The organism is Photorhabdus sp. CRCIA-P01 (assembly GCF_003545805.1).
Taxonomy (GTDB): Bacteria; Pseudomonadota; Gammaproteobacteria; order Enterobacterales; family Enterobacteriaceae; genus Photorhabdus; species Photorhabdus antumapuensis.
This window is the reverse complement of record NZ_NMQR01000031.1, coordinates 1-20094: the sequence shown is the minus strand read 5'-3', so window position 1 is coordinate 20094 and position 20094 is coordinate 1. Positions and strand designations below refer to the sequence as shown.

Here is a 20094-nt window from a genome sequence, read left to right as displayed (position 1 = left end):
GAGCAAATTAACCCTAATGTTGATAGTGGTACTCTTTACTAAAAAGTTATTAATTTTTTTATTTAATGTTACAGATCGCATTTTTGTGAACAAAAGAGACGCTATTATGCATTAGTGAAATCGCTTAGCGATGGGTAAAGATAACGCTCTATCTTGTCCGTATAACGATAAAACCTGCTATTCAATCTTAATCATTACTATTCATTCAGAGGTCTTTATGGGCAGTACCGGAAGTGTCAGTGCGTGGGATGAAGCGTTATTAATTGCGGCTATTCAATATCCTGTTCCCGTCATTAAGGGGCCTGAAGATATTCAGGTTCAAGTGCGGCGGATTTGTAAAACAATCGATTCAACTAAAGCCGGTTATCCTGACTTGGATTTTATTGTATTTCCTGAATATTCCGCTCAGGGATTAAATACCAAGATCTGGACCTATGATGAAATGTTATTATCGCTGGACGGTCCAGAAGTTGACTGTTTTCGTCGAGCTTGTATTCGCAACAATATTTGGGGTGTGTTTTCAGTAATGGAACGTAATGAGGATCCGTTGCAGCCACCTTATAACACCGCGATCATTATTAACAGCAGCGGTGAGATTGTATTGCATTACCGTAAATTGCAGCCTTGGGTGCCGATTGAGCCTTGGATGCCGGGCAATCTGGGTATGCCGGTTTGTGAGGGGCCCAAAGGTGCAAAGCTGGCGGTATGTATTTGTCACGATGGTATGTTTCCTGAATTAGCGCGTGAAGCCGCCTATAAAGGCTGTAACGTTTTTATCCGTATTTCCGGTTATTCTACCCAAGTTAACGACCAGTGGATCTGGACGAATCGCACTAATGCCTGGCAGAACTTAATGTATACCGTATCGGTTAATCTGGCAGGCTACGATGAGGTTTTTTATTATTTCGGTGAAGGTACGATTTGTAATTATGACGGTAACATTATCCAGCAAGGTCAGCGTAATCCGTGGGAAATTGTTACTGCCGAACTGTTCCCGCGTCTGGCGGATAAGGCTCGTGAAAACTGGGCGCTAGAGAACAGTATTTTTAATCTTGGTTGCCGGGGTTATGTTGGTAAACCTGGCGGAGAGAGAGCTAATTATTTGACTTGGGTGCGCGATTTGGCAAATGGTGAGTATAAATTGCCTTGGGATGAAAACATCCGTATTCGTGATGGCTGGAAATATTATCCAGAAGGTGTGAGGCTGGGGCCATTACCGAAAGTTGATGAGTAATGGGTAGCCAGTCACATCGTTATCCATGCTCCTGGGGATTCGTTCACTTGCCGCCGCGCTGCAACTCGAAATCTATTAGGTATAGGAGTGGTTATGATGTTTTTGTTTTACATTATATTCTATATTTATTGATTTAAATCATTTTTTCTAATTGAAAATATTATAAATATCTTATTGGTTAATTATTGAAGTAATATGGTACTATTAATTGATTATATAAATGGTTTATTATTGACTTATTGAATGAATTAATGTTCTATATGATGATTTAAAATGGATTTGTTTTTTTAAGTGTAAATTGGATATATAAAGTCTGCTGCTGATTTAATTGTAATATATATGATAATATTCCTAATTATGAAGAAATTATTCTAAAATTGTATTGGATTTTAGAAGGGAAAACGATTTATGCTTTGGTATTATTGCCATGTAAGACAACTTAAATGTATATATTGACAGGTATTAGCAAGCTAAACGATCTAAAGATAGAAGCTTATTTTCACTCTGCGCTAATCAATATTACTGACTATCTGATAAATTACATTAAATAATAAATATCCTGAAATATGTTATCTAATAATCAATGTGTTATAGCATCGATACGGATATTGGCTATATTGTTATCAAATGATATATAAATAGATTGATTTTAATTTAAAATTACTTTCCATGGAGTTGGATATAATGAATATTTATATTAACTATAGCGTCTTATTATTATGAAATAGCATATGGTGAAGTTTATTTTAATCTGAGATTGTATTTCAAAGTAATTAAATGTACAGGTTATTTTTGCAAATGTTTAATAAATTGTATTTGACAAGGCGTTTCATTGGCTCGTTGTTTGCAAGGGAATGCTTATTTTGTAGTGAGTTATTGAAGTAAATTCATATCAATAGTCGTCGATAAGTCGGTTTTTAGTCATGGAATTCATCGTCAGTTAATCAAAGGCATTTATCTATACCCTATGGATTTCAAGATGCATCGCGGCAGCAAGGGAGAGAATCCCCGGGAGCATAGCGAACTATGTGACCGGGGTGAGCGAGTGCAGCCAACAAAGAGGCAACTTGAAAGATAACGGGTATATACCTAATAGATTTCGAGTTGCAGCGAGGCGGCAAGTGAACGAATCCCCAGGAGCATAGATAACGATGTGACTGGGGTGAGTGAAAGCAGCCAACAAAGCAGCAGCTTGAAAGATGAAGGGTATAAAAGGTGGGAACGAAATAGAACGCCTGTTTGTGGTCCATTTGATGAGCCATTTGTTCCGTTGTCAGAAAAGTGATCACCGCAGAATTGAAATTAAGCAGTTATTTACATTTAGCGCCAGAGAGCACGTGTTGCCTGAGTATCTTAATTACCGCTTGGTATGCCCGTTTTTATTCTTCCAAAGATTAAGTGGGAAAAAAGTAAGAGAAAACATTTTGATAGCTGCCGGGAATGACAGTTTTCAAATATCTAACAGATTTATTGAGGTAGTAAATAGATGAAAGATAGCATGGCTAAAAAGGGAAATATCTTTGATGCTGGATTAGTGTCGGTGTTGTCAGAAAAGGTGAGTGACGATATACCCGCCCGTAAGCTTGATCTGTTGTCAGAGGCTGAACGCACGCCGTTGCTGGAAACCTGGAATGCCACTGAAACCGTCTATCCTGACCAGTTATGTATCCATCAGTTGTTTGAACAGCAAGTGGAGCAAACCCCGACAGCTATAGCAATAATCGCGGGGGATAAAATCTTAAGTTACACCGAACTGAATGTCTATGCTAACAGGCTGACTCGTCAACTGATTGAGCAGGGAGTTGGTCGGAATGACCACGTGGCGATGCTGTTAGAGCGATCTATCGAATTGGTGGTGGCTCAATTGGCTATTCTCAAGGCGGGGGCGGTTTATGTTCCTATCGATCCCGGTGTGCCGGATGAGCGGAAAAGCGGGTTGATAAACGATTGCTCAGCCAAATTGTTGCTCACTAATATGCAGGTTGATATTCCCAATGACCTTACTGTTCCACTATTTCGTCTCTCTAGTGAAACAGACACGAGCAAGGAAGTAGATTGTTTCAACCTTGATTTGCCATGCACCAGCATCGATCCAGCATATGTTATGTACACTTCTGGCTCGACTGGTACACCAAAAGGGGTAGTGGTGCCGCATCGTGCCGTGGTCCGGTTGGTTATTAATAATGGCTATGCTGAAATTGAACCCAATGACCGGGTTGCCTTTGCGGCTAACCCGGCTTTCGATGCCAGTACTTTTGAAGTATGGGCGCCTTTACTTAATGGCGGGGTAGTGGTGGTTATCGATCACACCACTTTGCTAACGCCGTCGGAATTTGTACAGGTTTTAGGCCGTTATCACATTAATATCTTATGGTTAAGTATCGGCCTGTTTAACCGACTGGCGACAGAGCTGTCCCCGGTTCTACCGCAGATGAAAAATTTGATTGTCGGTGGAGATGTGCCCGATCCTCATATCATTGCTCAGGTTTTGCGTAATAGCCCGCCTCAGCAGTTATTGAATGCTTATGGACCGACCGAAGGCACCACTTTTACCACGACATACCGAATCGAAGTATTACCTCCAGGAACGATCAATATTCCTATTGGTCGTCCGATAGCGAATACGCGTATTTATTTATTGGATGAGCAGGGGCAGCTTGTACCACCAGGGATGATAGGTGAGATTTATATTGGTGGCGACGGGGTGGCTTGCGGTTATCACAATCGTCCTGAATTGACCGCTGAACGCTTTCTGGCCGATCCCTTTAGTGATGTACCGAATGCACGGATGTACCGAACCGGGGACTTAGCTCGCTACCTGCCGGACGGCAACTTGGAATTCCTTGGTCGTAACGATCAACAGGTCAAAATTCGCGGTTTTCGCATTGAATTGGGAGAAATTGAAGCCCGATTGACCGCTTTTCCGGCGGTGCGTGAGGCGGCGGTGCTGGCGTTGAGTGATGGGCAAGATAAGCGTCTGGTTGCCTATGTGGCGGCGCAAGCCGATGAGGGATTGGTTAATAATCTGCATCGCTATTTGAGTGCCGTTTTACCTGATTATATGGTCCCGGCGGCTTTTGTGCGTCTGGATGCTTTCCCATTAACCCCGAATGGCAAACTGGATCGTCGGGCGTTACTGGGATTAGGCGAAGAGGCTTTTGCTCGTCAAATTTACGCAGCGCCACAAGGGGAGATGGAAACCCTGTTGGCGGACCTCTGGTGTGAGTTATTAGGTATTGAACAGATTAGTCGCTATGACAGTTTCTTTGTGCTAGGCGGCCATTCACTGCTTGGCATGCGCATGATTGAACATCTTCGTGGCCTTGGACTTACATTGGCCGCGCGCGATTTATTCCAATTTCCAGTATTGTCGGAACTGGCCCAAACACTGGGGCAGTATCAGGCTGTCGTGGTGAAGCCGAATGTCATTACATTGGTGACCACAACACTGACGCCAGCAATGTTGCCACTGATTGATCTCACTCAGCCAGATCTTGATCACATCGTTGAACAGGTGCCGGGCGGGACGGCCAATATTCAAGATGTCTACGCGCTGTCACCGTTGCAGGACGGTATTTTGTTTCACCATCTGTTGGCAAAGGATGGTGACCCTTATCTGCTGGCCTATCCGATGATCTTTGCTGACCGTGGTCTGCTGGATCGCTATTTGGCCGCGATGCAACAAGTGATTGATCGCCACGATATTCTGCGTACCGCTTTTCTTTGGCAAGGATTATCTGTTCCGGCGCAGGTGGTCTGGCGAAAAGCACAATTGTCAGTCACTGAATTGTCAGTCACTGAATTGACGTTGAATCCGGCTGACGGGCCAGTCAGTGACCAGTTAAACCTGCGTTTTGACCCACGTCGGTATCGTCTCGACCTAAATCAGGCCCCGTTGCTACGCTTGGTCGTTGCACAGGAGAGTGATGGCCGCTGGATCGCACTGCAATTAATGCATCACCTGATTGGCGACCATACGACGCTGGAAGTGATGAACGGCGAAGTTCGGGCCTATCTTAACGGACAGAGCGACAACTTACCTGTACCAGTACCTTTCCGCAATCTGGTGGCTCAGGCTCGGTTAGGTGTCAGTCAGGAAGCACACACTCGTTTCTTTACCGAGATGCTGGCAGAAGTGGATGAACCAACATTGCCCTTTGGGTTGATGGAGGTACATGGTGATGGTTCACGGATGAGCCAATCACATCGAATGTTGACGGCCACGTTGAATGATCGCCTGCGTTGTCAGGCGAGACGTCTGGGGGTGAGTCTGGCTGCCTTGTGTCATCTGGCTTGGGCACAGGTGTTATCTCAGACCAGTGGTCAAGAGAAAGTGGTATTTGGTACCGTACTGTTTGGGCGTATGGCAGTGGGAGAAGGTGCTGACAGTGGTATGGGGCTGTTTATTAATACCTTGCCGCTGCGGTTGGATATCGATAATACCCCGGTACGAGGCAGTGTACAGGCAACGCATGCCCGGTTGGCTGGATTGCTGGAACATGAACACGCTTCGCTGGCGTTGGCTCAGCGTTGCAGTGGTGTGCGGGGGGAAACGCCACTGTTTAGTGCATTGCTGAACTACCGGCATAATTTATTGCCGACGAATTCAAATGAAATCATGGATGGGATTGAGTTTCTTGGTGAGCAGGAACGTACTAACTATCCGTTTGTCTTGTCGGTGGAGGATTTTGGTGATGCTCTGGGGCTGACGGCTCAAATCGTTCAACCGATTGATCCAGACAGGATATGCGGTTATATGCAACAGGCGCTGGAGAGTCTGGTGGCAGCACTAGAGCGTACCCCAGAAATCGCGGTGCGGACGCTAGACATTTTGCCGGATAGTGAACGTACCTTGTTGCTAAAAACCTGGAACGCGACTGAAACTGCTTATCCTGATCAGTTATGTATTCATCAATTGTTTGAACAACAGGTGGAAAAAACCCCGGAAGCCACCGCGCTAATAGCTGGAGATAAGATCCTCTGCTATGCGGAATTGAATGCCTGTGCTAATCAATTAGCTCGCCAGTTAATCGAACAGGAGATCCAGCCTGATGATCATGTTGCCATCTTGCTAGAACGATCAGCGGAACTGGTGGTGGCGCAGTTGGCTATCCTTAAGATTGGCGCCGTTTATGTGCCTGTTTATCCTAAAGTGCCGGATGAACGGAAAAATTGGCTGATAAGCGATTGTTCAGCCAAATTGTTACTTACCGATGCTCAATCTGACATTCCAATTGGTTTAGCTGTGCCGTTACTCCGTCTTTCTGGTGAGGCGGACGCCCGTAACGAAGAGGATGGCTACAATCTTAACTTACCCCGTTCCAGTACTGGCGCTGCATATATTATGTATACCTCTGGTTCGACGGGGACGCCAAAAGGGGTAGTCGTACCGCATCGAGCGGTAGTCCGGCTGGTTATTAATAATGGTTATGCTGAAATTGGCCCTGATGACCGAGTTGCCTTTGCAGCTAATCCCGCTTTCGATGCCAGTACCTTTGAAGTTTGGGCACCGTTGCTTAACGGTGGCACGCTGGTGGTTATCGACCCTGTAACTTTACTGACACCATCGGATTTTGTCCGAGCTTTGCAGGTTTATCATGTTACCGTGTTGTGGCTAAGTGTCGGTTTGTTTAACCAACTGGCGACGGCGTTGTCCCCTGTGTTGCCTCAGATAAAAACGTTGATTATCGGGGGAGAAGTTCCCGATCCACGGGTGATCGCTCAGGTTCTGCACAATAATCCACCACAACACTTATTACAAGCTTACGGTCCGAGCGAAGGAACTACCTTTACCACAACATATCGTATCACTGAGTTGGCACCGGGCGGAGCCAGGATCCCCATTGGACGGCCAATTGCCAACACGCGTCTTTATCTGTTGAACGCTTATAGCCAACCGGTGCCATTAGGGGCGACCGGTGAGATTTATGTTGGTGGAGATGGGGTGTCATGCGGTTATCTTGACCGCCTTGAATTGACGGCTGAACGTTTTGTGGTTGATCCATTTAGCGATATTGCTGATGCGCGTCTGTACCGTACTGGGGATTTGGCTCGTTACTTGCCGGATGGCAATTTGGTCTTCGTTGGCCGTAACGATCAGCAGGTCAAAATCCGTGGTTTCCGTATTGAGCCGGGGGAAATCGAAGCCCGGTTAGCAGAACACGCAGCGGTGCGTGAAGCCGTTGTATTGGCTTTGGGGGAGGGTCAGGACAAACGTCTGGTGGCTTATGTTGTCGCGCAAACAGATGAGGAGCTGGCGAACAGTCTACGTATCCATTTGAGTACCATTTTGCCTGATTATATGGTGCCAACGGCTTTTGTCCGTCTGGATGCTTTCCCATTGACCCCTAACGGCAAACGAGATCTTCGGGCGTTGCCGATACCGGGAGAGGAAGCGTTTGCCCGTCAAATCCATGAAGCGCCACAAGGGGAGATGGAAACGACATTGGCGGCTATCTGGCGTGAGTTACTTGGCGTTGAGCGAATAAGCCGACATGACAACTTTTTTGCTTTGGGTGGTCATTCCCTGTTGGCTGTTCGGATGATCAATCGGATAGCCACCCTAGGCATTGAATTGCCGTTGACCACGTTGTTTAAATCACCCTCTTTGAGCGCCTTTGCTGAAGCGATAAGTACCCGGCTTGATGAACAGCATAGTAAATTACCGGCGATTGGGTTATCAGCGATTGTGTTACCAGAGATTGTGCCGATATCCCGTCAGGGTAAATTGCCATTGTCATTGGCTCAACAGCGTCTGTGGGTTCTGGCTCAGTTTGAGGGGGTGAGTGAAACCTACCACATTCCGATGGTTCTGCGTTTGCATGGTCAGCTAGACATCACCGCCTGGCAGCAAGCGCTCAATGCGCTGTTTGCCCGTCATGAAGCGTTACGCTCGATATTCGTTGCGGTTAACGGTCAGCCGCAGGTTAAATTGTTGCCGGAGGAATTTGGTCTGCCGATAAAAAATTATGATCTCCGTAAAGCGACAGATGTGGAACCAGAGCTTGAATTTCTGTGTGCTCAGGAAGCTAAGACACCGTTTGATCTTGCCCGTGGTCCATTAATTCGTTCTGCTTTGGTGCAACTGGCTAATGATGATTACCTTTTCTTACTGACTCAGCATCATATTATTTCTGATGGCTGGTCTTTAGAGGTTCTGAAATCAGAATTGAGCGCCCTTTATTCAGCTTGCCTGAACCAACAGTCATATCCGTTACCACCCTTAGCCATTCAATACCCAGATTACGCCGCCTGGCAGCGTCAGTGGCTTTCCGCTGAGCGGGTACAGGCACAATCCGACTATTGGCGTACCGTACTGGCTGACGCGCCGGTATTATTGGATTTGCCTACTGACCGGCCACGTCCGCCTGAACAGTCATTTGCCGGGAATTTCTTGTCTGTCAAGCTGAATGCTGAATTAACCCAATCTCTCAAGCACTTAAGTGAGCAGCAAGGCACCACGCTATTTATGACCCTGTTGGTGGCTTGGGCTTCGGTTCTGTCACGTTTGTCAGGACAGGAGGATGTAGTTATTGGAACACCGAGTGCAGGACGCCGCCGTCAAGAAGTGGAATCACTGATTGGTTTCTTTGTTAATACGCTGGCTTTACGTATCGACTTGTCAGGTCGACCCAATGTGATTGAGTTGCTTACGCGTGTGCGACAAATCGCATTGGCAGCGCAAGAGCATCAGGATCTACCGTTTGAACAGGTGGTGGAAATCGTGCAACCGCCGCGCAGATTGGCACATACGCCGCTGTTTCAAGTGATGTTTGCCTGGCAGAGCAATGCGCATACCGAATGGGTATTGCCGGGGTTGGCTGTTTCACCTGTTGCTCCTCTCCTTGACACAGCCAAGTTTGATCTCGAACTGAATTTGTCTGAGGTGGATGGCCGGATTGTGGGTTATCTGAATTATGCAACTGCCCTGTTTGATCAACCCACTATTGAACGGTATGTGGGATATCTGTACACGGTACTGCGAGAGATGGTCGCTAATGCTCAGCAATCGGTCAGTGAAATTGATATTTTGGCGCCGTCGGAGCGTCAACTGTTGCTGGAAAACTGGAATGCCACTGAAACCCTGTACCCTAGGCAGTTGTGTATCCATCAGTTGTTTGAGCAACAGGTGGAAAAAAAACCAGAGGCTACAGCGTTGATAGCAGGGGATAAGTGCCTCAGCTATGCGGAATTGAATGGCTATGCTAACTGGTTGGCTGCTCAGCTAATCGAACAAGGCATCCAACCGGATGACCACGTAGCGATTTTGTTAGCACGATCCGCTGAACTGGTAGCTGCCCAGTTGGCTATCCTTAAGATTGATGCCGTTTATGTGCCGATTGATCCCAGAGTACCGGATGAGCGGAAAAACTGGCTGATAAACGACTGTTCAGCCAAATTACTGATCACCGATGCACAGTCTGATATCCCGGTTGGTTTGGCTGTGCCGTTATTCCGTCTCTCCAATGAGATCGGTGCGAGTAGAGAGGAGGCGGGCTTCAACCCTAACTTACGGCGCTCCAGCACCAAACCCGCGTATATTATGTATACCTCTGGCTCGACTGGCACCCCTAAAGGAGTCGTGGTGCCGCATCGTGCCGTGGTGCGGTTAGTTATCAATAATGGCTATGCCGAAATTGGACAGGATGACCGGGTTGCCTTTACCGCTAATCCCGCTTTTGATGCCAGCACCTTTGAAGTTTGGGCGCCTTTACTTAATGGTGGTGCGTTGGTGGTTATCGACCATGCTACGTTGCTGACGCCGCAGGCGTTGATTCGGGTTTTACAGGTTCAGGGAATCACCGTTCTGTGGCTGACTATTGGGTTGTTTAACCGACTAGCGGCAGCATTATCTCCGATTTTTTCACAGATTAAAGTGCTGATTTTCGGGGGAGATATCCCCGATCCTCATGTGATCGCTCAGGTGTTAGGTAATCATCCACCACAACAATTATTACAAGCCTATGGCCCCAGTGAGGGCACTACTTTTACCACCATGTATCGTATTGTGGCGTTACCGCAAGGAACGATGAGGGTTCCCATTGGTCGTCCGATAGCGAATACGCGGGTTTATCTGTTAGATGTTGATGGTCAACTGGTGCCGCAGGGTGTCACTGGTGAGATTTATGTCGGTGGTGATGGCGTGGCTTGTGGTTATCTCAATCGTCCTGAATTGACCGCTGAATGCTTTCTGGTTGATCCCTTTAGCGATAAACCGGAAGCACGCATGTATCGAACCGGGGATTTGGCTCGTTATCTGCCGGATGGCAACTTGGAATTCCTTGGTCGTAATGACCAGCAGGTAAAAATCCGCGGTTTCCGCATTGAACCGGGCGAAATTGAAGCACGGTTGACAGAGCTTCCTGTAGTGCGTGAGGCGGCGGTGTTGGTGTTGAATGATGGGCAAGATAAGCGTCTGGTTGCCTATGTGGTGGCGGAGGTGGATGACGGGCTAGCGACCAGACTGCGTGAGCATTTGAGTGCTATTTTACCTGACTATATGGTGCCAGCGGCTTTTGTACGTCTGGATGGATTCCCGCTCACCCCAAACGGCAAACTGGATCGTCGGGCGCTACCGATGCCGAGTGAAGAAGCTTTTGCTCGTCAGATTTATGCAGCGCCACAAGGGGGGACAGAAACCACACTGGCCGCTATCTGGCGTAATTTGCTAGGTGTTGTGCAGATTAGCCGACATGACAATTTCTTTGCCTTGGGTGGCCATTCGTTGCTGGCGGTACGGTTAGTTGAACATCTGCGTAACCTGGGGTTGACGTTAGCTGTGCGGGATTTATTTAAGTATCCCGTGCTTGCCGAACTTGCCAAGACATTGGGGCAATATCGGGCTGTGGTGGTACCGCCGAATGCCATTACGCCATCGGCTATGGTATTGATGCCAGAAATGTTGCCGTTGATTGAGCTCACTCAGCCTGAGATTGATCACATTGTCGAACAAGTTCTCGGTGGAATTGCCAATATTCAGGATATCTATGCCCTATCACCGTTGCAGGACGGTATCTTATTCCATCATCTGTTGGCAAATGAAGGTGATCCGTATCTGTTAGCCAGCCAGATAGTCTTTGCTGATCGGCTGATGCTAGAGCGCTATTTAGCGGTGATGCAACGGCTGGTTGATCGTCATGACATCCTACGTACGGCTTTTATCTGGCAAGGATTATCCGTTCCGGCGCAGGTGGTCTGGCGTCAGGCATCGTTGCCAGTGACTGAATTGACACTGAACCCGGCTGATGGGGCAGTCAATGACCAGTTAAACCAGCGTTTTGACCCACGTCGGTATCGTCTCGATCTAAATCAGGCTCCTTTGTTACGTTTTGTTGTGGCGCAGGAGACCGATGGTCGCTGGATCGCACTGCAATTGATGCATCACCTCATTGGTGACCATACCACGCTGGAAGTGATGAACAGCGAAGTACAGGCCCATCTTGCTGGACAGGAAAATAGCCTGCCTGTGCCAGTACCTTTCCGTAATTTGGTGGCTCAGGCCCGATTAGGCGTAAGTCAGGAAGCACACACTTGCTTCTTTACCGAGATGCTGGAAGAAGTGGATGAACCGACATTGCCTTTTGGGTTGGCGGAGGTACGTGATGATGGTTCACGGATGAGCCAATCACACCGGATGTTGACAACCATATTGAATAATCGCTTACGTAGTCAGGCCCGGCGGTTGGGTGTCAGTCTGGCGGCCTTGTGCCATCTGGCTTGGGCACAGGTGTTATCTCAGACCAGCGGTCAAGAGAAAGTCGTGTTTGGCACCGTGTTGTTTGGACGTATGCAGGCAGGGGAAGGGGCTGGTAACGGCATGGGGCTGTTTATCAATACCTTACCACTGCGGTTGGATATCGATGATACCCCGGTGCGGAAGAGTGTACAGGCCGCCCATACCCGGCTTGCTGAATTACTGGAACATGAACATGCGCCACTGGCACTGGCCCAGCGTTGCAGTGGTGTGCAGGGGGAAACACCCCTGTTTAGTGCGTTGCTAAACTACCGGCATAATGCGCAGCCGCTAACCTTGGATAACGTTATAAGTGGTATTGAATTTCTTGGTGGACAAGAGCGGACTAACTATCCGTTTGTTTTGTCGGTGGAGGATTTTGGTGATGCACTAGGGCTGACGGCTCAAATTGTTCAACCGATTGATTCAGACAGAATATGCGGTTATATGCAACAGGCGCTGGAAAGTCTGGTGGTCGCACTAGAACATGCCCCAGACATAGCGGTGTGGACGCTAGACATTCTGCCGGATACTGAACGCACATTGTTGTTAAAAACCTGGAACGCGACTGAAAAGGCGTATCCTGATCAGCTATGTATTCATCAATTATTTGAACAACAGGTAGAAAAATCCCCGCAGGCTACCGCGCTAATAGCAGGAGATAAGCAACTCAGCTACGCGAAATTGAATGTTTGTGCTAATCAGTTGGCCTATCAGTTAATCGAACAGGGGGTTCAGCCTGATGATAATGTTGCCATCTTGCTAGAACGATCGGTGGAATTGGTAGTGGCTCAGTTAGCTATTCTCAAGGTTGGCGCCGTTTATGTACCTGTCGATACCAAGGTGCCGGATGAGCGGAAAAATTGGCTGATAAACGATTGTTCGGCTCGATTGTTGCTGACTGATGCACAGGCTGATATCCCGGTTGGCCTGATGACGCCGGTGTTCCGACTTGCTAGAGAGACCAGCATGAGCGGGGAAGAAGGTTGTTTTAATCTTAATTTGCCCCGTTTTAGCACTGGACCAGCATATATCATGTATACCTCTGGTTCGACTGGTACTCCAAAAGGGGTAGTGGTGCCACATCGAGCGGTAGTCCGACTGGTTATCAATAATGGTTATGCGGAGATCGGGCTGGATGATCGGGTGGCTTTTACCGCTAACCCGGCTTTTGATGCCAGCACTTTTGAAGTTTGGGCGCCGTTGCTTAATGGTGGTGTGCTGGTGGTTATCGACCCTATAACTTTACTGACGCCACCGGATTTGGTCCGGGCTTTACAGGTTTATCGGGTTACCATGTTGTGGATGAGTGTCGGATTGCTTAACCGGCTAGCGACGGCGCTGTCCTCGGTGTTGCCTCAGATAAAAACGCTGATTACCGGAGCAGAGGTCCCCGATCCACAGGTGATTGCACAAGTTTTGCGTGATAGTTCACCACGGCAATTATTGCAGGCTTACGGTCCAAGTGAAGGAGCCACTTTTACCACAACATATCGCATTACAGCGTTAGCACCGGGCGAAGCCAGGATCCCCATTGGGCGGCCAATTGCTAATACGCGCCTTTATCTGTTAAACGCTTATGGTCAACCGGTGCCGTTGGGGGCGATCGGTGAGATTTATGTCGGCGGAGATGGGGTTGCCTGTGGGTATTTTAATCGTCCTGAACTGACGGCTGAACGTTTCCTGATGGACCCGTTCAGTGATGAACCGGAGGCACGGATGTACCGGACTGGGGATTTGGCTCGTTATCTGCCGGATGGCAATTTGATCTTCGTTGGCCGTAACGATCAACAGATTAAAATCCGGGGTTTCCGTATTGAGCCGGGGGAAATCGAAGCCCGGTTAACAGAACACACAGCGGTGCGTGAAGCGTTGGTACTGGCATTAAATGATGGACAGGATAAACGGCTAGTCGCCTATGTGGTGGCAGAGCGAGATGATGGGCTTGTGACTAGCTTGCGGGAATATTTGAGTACCCTTTTGCCTGATTATATGGTGCCGTCGGCTTTTGTCCGTCTGGATGCTTTCCCGCTAACACCTAATGACAAGCGAGATCTCCGGGCACTCCCGATGCCGGGAGAGGAAGCCTTTGCCCGTCAGGTCTATGAAGCGCCACAAGGCGAGATGGAAACGTCACTAGCGGCTATCTGGCGTGAGTTGCTTGGCATTGAGCGAATAGGTCGACATGACAATTTCTTTGCTTTGGGGGGGCATTCCCTGTTGGCTGTTCGGATGATAAACCGGATAACGGCTTTAGGCATTGAATTGCCATTAACCACGTTGTTTAAATCACCCTCTTTGGCCGCTTTTGCCGAAACGATAAGCGCCCGGCTCGATGAGCAGCACAATAGATTATCAGAGATTGTGAGATTATCAGCGATGGTGCCGATATCTCGTCAGGGTAAATTGCCGTTGTCATTGGCTCAACAGCGTCTATGGTTCCTGGCGCAGTTTGAAGGAGTGAGTGATACCTACCATATTTCGATGGTGTTGCGTTTGCATGGTCAGCTAGATATTACCGCCTGGCAGCAGGCGCTCAATGCGCTGTTTGCCCGTCATGAAGCGTTACGCTCGGTATTCGTTGCGGTTAATGGTCAGCCTCAGGTTGAATTATTACCGGCGGAATTTGGCCTGCCGATAAAAAGTTATGATCTTCGCAGAGCGTCCGATGTGGAAACAGAGCTTGAATTTCTGTGTGCTCAGGAAGCTAAAACACCGTTTGATCTTGCCCGTGGTCCATTAATTCGTTGCGCACTGGTACAGCTAGCTAATGATGATTACCTCTTCTTACTGACTCAGCATCATATTATCTCTGATGGCTGGTCTTTTGGGGTGATGAAATCAGAATTGAGCGCTCTTTACTCAGCTTGCCTGAACCAACAGCCAAATCCGTTGCCACCCTTAGCCATTCAATATCCTGATTATGCCGCCTGGCAGCGTCAGCGGCTTTCCGCTGAGCGGGTACAGGTCCAATCCGACTATTGGCGTACCGTACTGGCTGACGCGCCAGTATTGTTGGCTTTGCCCACTGACCGGCCACGTCCGGCTGAACAGTCATTTGCCGGGAATCTCTTGCCGATAAATCTGGATGCAGAGTTAACTCAATCTCTCAAACGCTTAAGTGAGCAGCAGGGTGTCACGCTATTTATGACTCTGTTGGCAGCTTGGGCCACGGTTTTGTCGCGTTTGTCGGGTCAGGAAGATTTAGTTATTGGTACACCGAGTGCAGGGCGCGGTCGTCAAGAGGTGGAATCGCTGATTGGTTTCTTTGTTAATACGATAGCTTTACGTATCGACTTGTCAGATGCACCCAGTGTGATTGAATTGCTGGCGTGTGTGCGGCAAACCGCACTGGCGGCCCAGGAGCATCAAGATTTGCCATTTGAACAGGTGGTGGAAATCGTGCAACCGCCGCGCAGATTGGCTCATACACCTCTGTTTCAGGTGATATTTGCCTGGCAAAATAATGAGCATACCGAATGGGTATTACCGGAGCTGGTTGTATCACCTGTCGATCAAGCTTTTGATGTGATCAAATTCGATCTTGAGCTGAACTTGTCCGAGGTGAATGGGCGGATTGTCGGTTATCTGAATTATGCAACGGCCCTATTTGATCAACCCACCATTGAGCGACATGTGGGGTATCTGCATCAGGTACTGCAATCGATGGTCACGTATCCTCAACAGTCGGTTGTCAGAATGGATATTTTGACAGCGGCGGAGCGCCAACTGTTGCTGGAAACTTGGAACATAACCGAGACACCGTATCTTGACTCGTTATGTATTCACCAGTTATTTGAGCAACAGGTAGAGAAAAATCCTGAGGCTACGGCGCTAGTGTGTGAAGAGCGGCTCCTCAGTTATGGGGAATTAAATGCTTGTTCTAACCGATTGGCGCACCAACTTATTGCGCTGGGTGTCGCGCCGGATCAGCGGGTGGCGATTTGCGTAGCAAGTTCACCGGCGCGGATAGTGGGGCTGTTGGCGGTGTTAAAAGCGGGAGGCGCTTATGTGCCATTGGACCCGGCTTATCCGGGTGAACGTCTGGTTCATATTTTGACTGATGCTGCCCCCGCTATTTTACTGGCGGATGATGCCGGACGTACTGCCTTGGGTGAAAAAGCGTTGGCAGGGCAGACCGTACTTGATCCGAATTCATTGCCTGATCAACCGGACAGTAACCCACAACGGTCTACATTGACTTCTCGACATCTGGCGTATGTGATTTACACCTCCGGCTCGACCGGCACGCCGAAAGGGGTGATGGTGGAACATCGTGGGTTAGTCAACCTGATTCAGGATAAAATTGCCCGATTCGACATTCTGCCTGCTAGCCGAATGTTGCAGTTTGCCTCATTTGGCTTTGATGCAGGTGTCTGGGAAATCATGATGGCGTTGGGGAGTGGCGCCAGCTTGGTTATTCCTGATGAGGCTGTTCGTCAGGACCCACACTACCTTTGGCATTATCTGCAAGAGCAATCAGTGACGCACGCCTGTTTGACACCGGCTCTGTTGCGGGATGGGGCGGATTTGCCCGCGATAACGATAAAACCCACCTTGATATTGGGGGGTGAGGCGCCCAGTGCGGCGTTGCTTAAGGCGCTGCGCAACAAGGCCACGGTATTTAATGCTTATGGCCCGACGGAAATCACCGTTTGTGCGACCAGTTGGCGTTGTCCATCAGACTATACCGGTGTGCTAGTTCCCATCGGGCGCCCAACGGCTAACACCTGTCTCTATTTGTTGAATGCCCTCGGTCAACCCGTGCCGTTGGGGGCAGTGGGTGAACTCTATATCGGTGGTGTCGGTGTGGCGCGTGGCTATCTCAACCGCCCTGAACTGACTGACGAACGTTTCCTTGCAGACCCATTTAGTGAAATGGCTGATGCCCGAATGTATCGAACCGGGGATTTAGTTTGCTATCTGCCGGATGGCAATCTGGTGTTTATTGGCCGTAACGACCAGCAGATTAAAATCCGGGGTTTCCGCATTGAACCGGGCGAAATCGAAACTCGACTGACAGAATACCCCGGAGTGCGTGAAGCGCGGGTATGGGCTTTAGGTGATGGGCAGGACAAACGGCTGGTGGCTTATGTGGTGGCGGCCGAGGATGACGGGTTGGTTAACCGCTTGCGTGAACATCTGAGGGGATTGTTACCTGATTACATGGTACCGGCGGCCTTTGTGCGGTTGGATGCTTTTCCGTTGACGCCTAACGGCAAGCTGGATCGCCGGGCACTACCCGCCCCGGGGGAGGCCGCCTTTGCCCGCCAGATTTACGCGGCGCCACAGGGAGAAACCGAAACCATACTGGCGGCTATCTGGCGTGAATTATTGGGCGTTGAACAGATCAGCCGACACGACAGCTTCTTTGCCTTGGGCGGCCATTCGTTGCTCGCGGTACGCATGGTTGAACGTCTGCGTAACGTGGGTCTAACGCTGGCGGTCCGTGATCTGTTCCAATCCCCGGTATTGTCTGAACTGGCGCAAACGTTGAGGTTGAATCAGGCGGAAAGCGTGCCTGCTAACATTATTACACCGGCCATCACGGTGTTAACGCCAGCAATGTTACCGCTGATTGATCTCACCCAGTCTGAAATTGATCACATCGTCGGGCAGGTAGCAGGTGGGATAGCGAATATTCAGGATATCTATGCGTTATCGCCGTTACAGGACGGGATCTTATTCCACCATTTGCTGGCAGACGAAGGTGATCCTTATCTGTTGGCCGGTCAAATGGCCTTTGCTGATCGGAAGCTGTTGGATCGTTATCTGGCGGCGGTTCAGCAGGTGATTAACCGTCATGACATTCTGCGAACCTCTTTTATCTGGCAGGGATTATCCGTGCCGGCGCAGGTTGTCTGCCGTCAGGTACGGTTGTCGGTGACGGAATTAACATTAGATCCGGTTGATGGGCCGATCAGCGACCAATTAGCGCAACGGTTTAACCCCCGCCAATACCGTCTCGATTTGGGTCAGGCGCCGCTATTGCGCTTTGTGGTAGCACAGGAGGGTGATGGCCGCTGGATTGTGTTGCAACTGATGCATCATTTGATTGGCGACCATACCGCGCTGGATGTGATGAGTCACGAAGTGCAGGTATACCTTGACGGGCAGGAAAGCCGTTTGCCCGCGCCGGCGCCTTTCCGCAATCTGGTGGCGCAGTCCCGGTTAGGGATGAGTCAGGCAGAACATACGCGTTTCTTTACTGAGATGTTGGCTGAGATCGATGAACCAACATTACCGTTTGGGTTGGCGGAAGTGCGCCATGATGGTTCGCGGATGACCGAATCGCACCGAATGTTGACACCTGAGCTAAATGACCGTTTACGTGGTCAGGCGCGGCGATTGGGTGTCAGTCTGGCGGCGCTGTGCCATTTGGCTTGGGCGCAGGTATTGTCGCGTACCAGCGGACAGAAGCGAGTGGTCTTTGGCACCGTGTTGTTTGGACGCATGGCGGCGGGTGAAGGGGCTGAAAATGGCATGGGGCTGTTTATCAATACCTTGCCGCTCCGCTTGGATATGGATGATACCCCGGTGCGAGACAGCGTACAGGTAGCACATCACCGGCTGGCGGGATTATTGGAACATGAATATGCCTCGTTGGCGCTGGCTCAACGTTGTAGCGGGGTGCAGGGAGGAACGCCGCTGTTTAGTACCTTGCTGAACTATCGGCACAATGCATCGTCGGCGACGTCGAATGAACTCATGAGCGGTGTCGAATTCCTTGGTGCGCAGGAGCGGACTAACTATCCGTTTACGCTGTCGGTGGACGATTTTGGTGATGCACTGGGGCTGACCGTGCAAATCGCTCAGCCGTTTGATGCCGAGCGGGTGTGTGGTTACCTGCAACAGGCGCTGGAAAGTCTGGTGGCGGCGCTAGCCCACGCCCCGGAAACCCCGGTTCGACGGCTGGACATTTTGCCGGCGGTAGAAAGGAAACGGCTACTGAAAGTCGGCAATGGCCCGCAAACGGCTTATGCTGACTCGTTGTGTATTCATCACCGGTTTGAACAGCAAGTGGCGGAAAATCCTGCGGCTACGGCACTGGTCTATGAAGAACGGATTCTCAGCTATGCAGAATTGAATGCGTGTGCTAACCGACTGGCTCATCGGTTAATTGCACTCGGAGTAGAGCCCGATCAACGGGTGGCGATTTGTGTCACGCGTTCACCGTCGAGAGTGGTGGCGCTGCTGGCGGTACTGAAAGCGGGTGGGGCCTATGTTCCTTTAGATCCATCCTATCCGGGTGATCGGCTGGCTTATATGCTTACGGATGCGGCGCCGTCAGTGGTACTGGCGGATAATGTGGGCCGGGCCGCGCTAGGCGAACCGGCACTTACGACGTTAACGATACTTGATCCGAATGTTCTGCCTGATCAGCCGGATAACAATCCGCACGTTTCGGCGCTCAGCGCACGACATCTGGCGTATGTGATTTACACTTCTGGCTCCACCGGGACACCAAAAGGGGTAATGGTGGAACATCGTGGCCTGGTCAATTTAATTTGGGAAAAAATCACCCAATTTGCCATTCGCTCGGATAGCCGGCTGTTGCAATTCGCTTCATTTGGTTTTGATGCCAGTGTCTGGGAAATCATGATGGCGCTGTGTGGGGGAGCGACGCTGGACATGCCGGTTGATACGGTTCGTCAAGACCCGCGGCGCCTGTGGCATTATCTGGAAGAACGGCAGGTAACACACGCCTGTTTGACCCCCGCTCTGCTACGGGATGGGGCCGATTTACCGGCGATAACGATAAAACCCACCTTGATACTGGGTGGCGAAGCGCCCAGTGCGATGTTGCTTAAGGCGCTGTACAGCAAGGCAACGCTGTTTAATGCTTATGGCCCGACAGAAATCACCGTCTGTGCAACCTGTTGGCGTTGCCCGCCAGACTATACTGATATGTTGATCCCTATCGGGCGCCCGACAGCGAATACCCGTATTTATCTCCTGGATAATCACGGCCAGCCGGTGCCGTTTGGGGCCGTGGGGGAATTGTACATGGGTGGCGCGGGTGTCGCGCGTGGCTATCTCAACCGCCCGGATTTGACGGCTGAACGGTTCCTTATCGATCCGTTCAGTGATGAACCGGATGCTCGCATGTACCGCACCACCGGGGATT

At 49.6% G+C, this 20094-nt stretch carries 3 protein-coding genes; all 3 read left to right on the top strand.

Annotation, left to right across the window (positions count from 1 at the left end):
• The first annotated feature begins 217 nt into the window (after positions 1–217).
• On the top strand, positions 218–1234 hold the full coding sequence (locus D3222_RS16900) for a formamidase (protein WP_118987199.1): 1017 nt from the start codon (positions 218–220) through the stop codon (positions 1232–1234).
• A 1199-nt stretch (positions 1235–2433) separates the two neighbouring features.
• Positions 2434–2724 (top strand): hypothetical protein, encoded by a 291-nt coding sequence (locus D3222_RS16885; RefSeq protein ID WP_118987196.1) that lies wholly within the window; start codon positions 2434–2436, stop codon positions 2722–2724.
• The coding region (locus D3222_RS16880) for a non-ribosomal peptide synthetase (protein WP_118987195.1) at positions 2721–20094 on the top strand (17374 nt) is incomplete at its 3' end. The genes D3222_RS16885 and D3222_RS16880, both read left to right, overlap by 4 nt.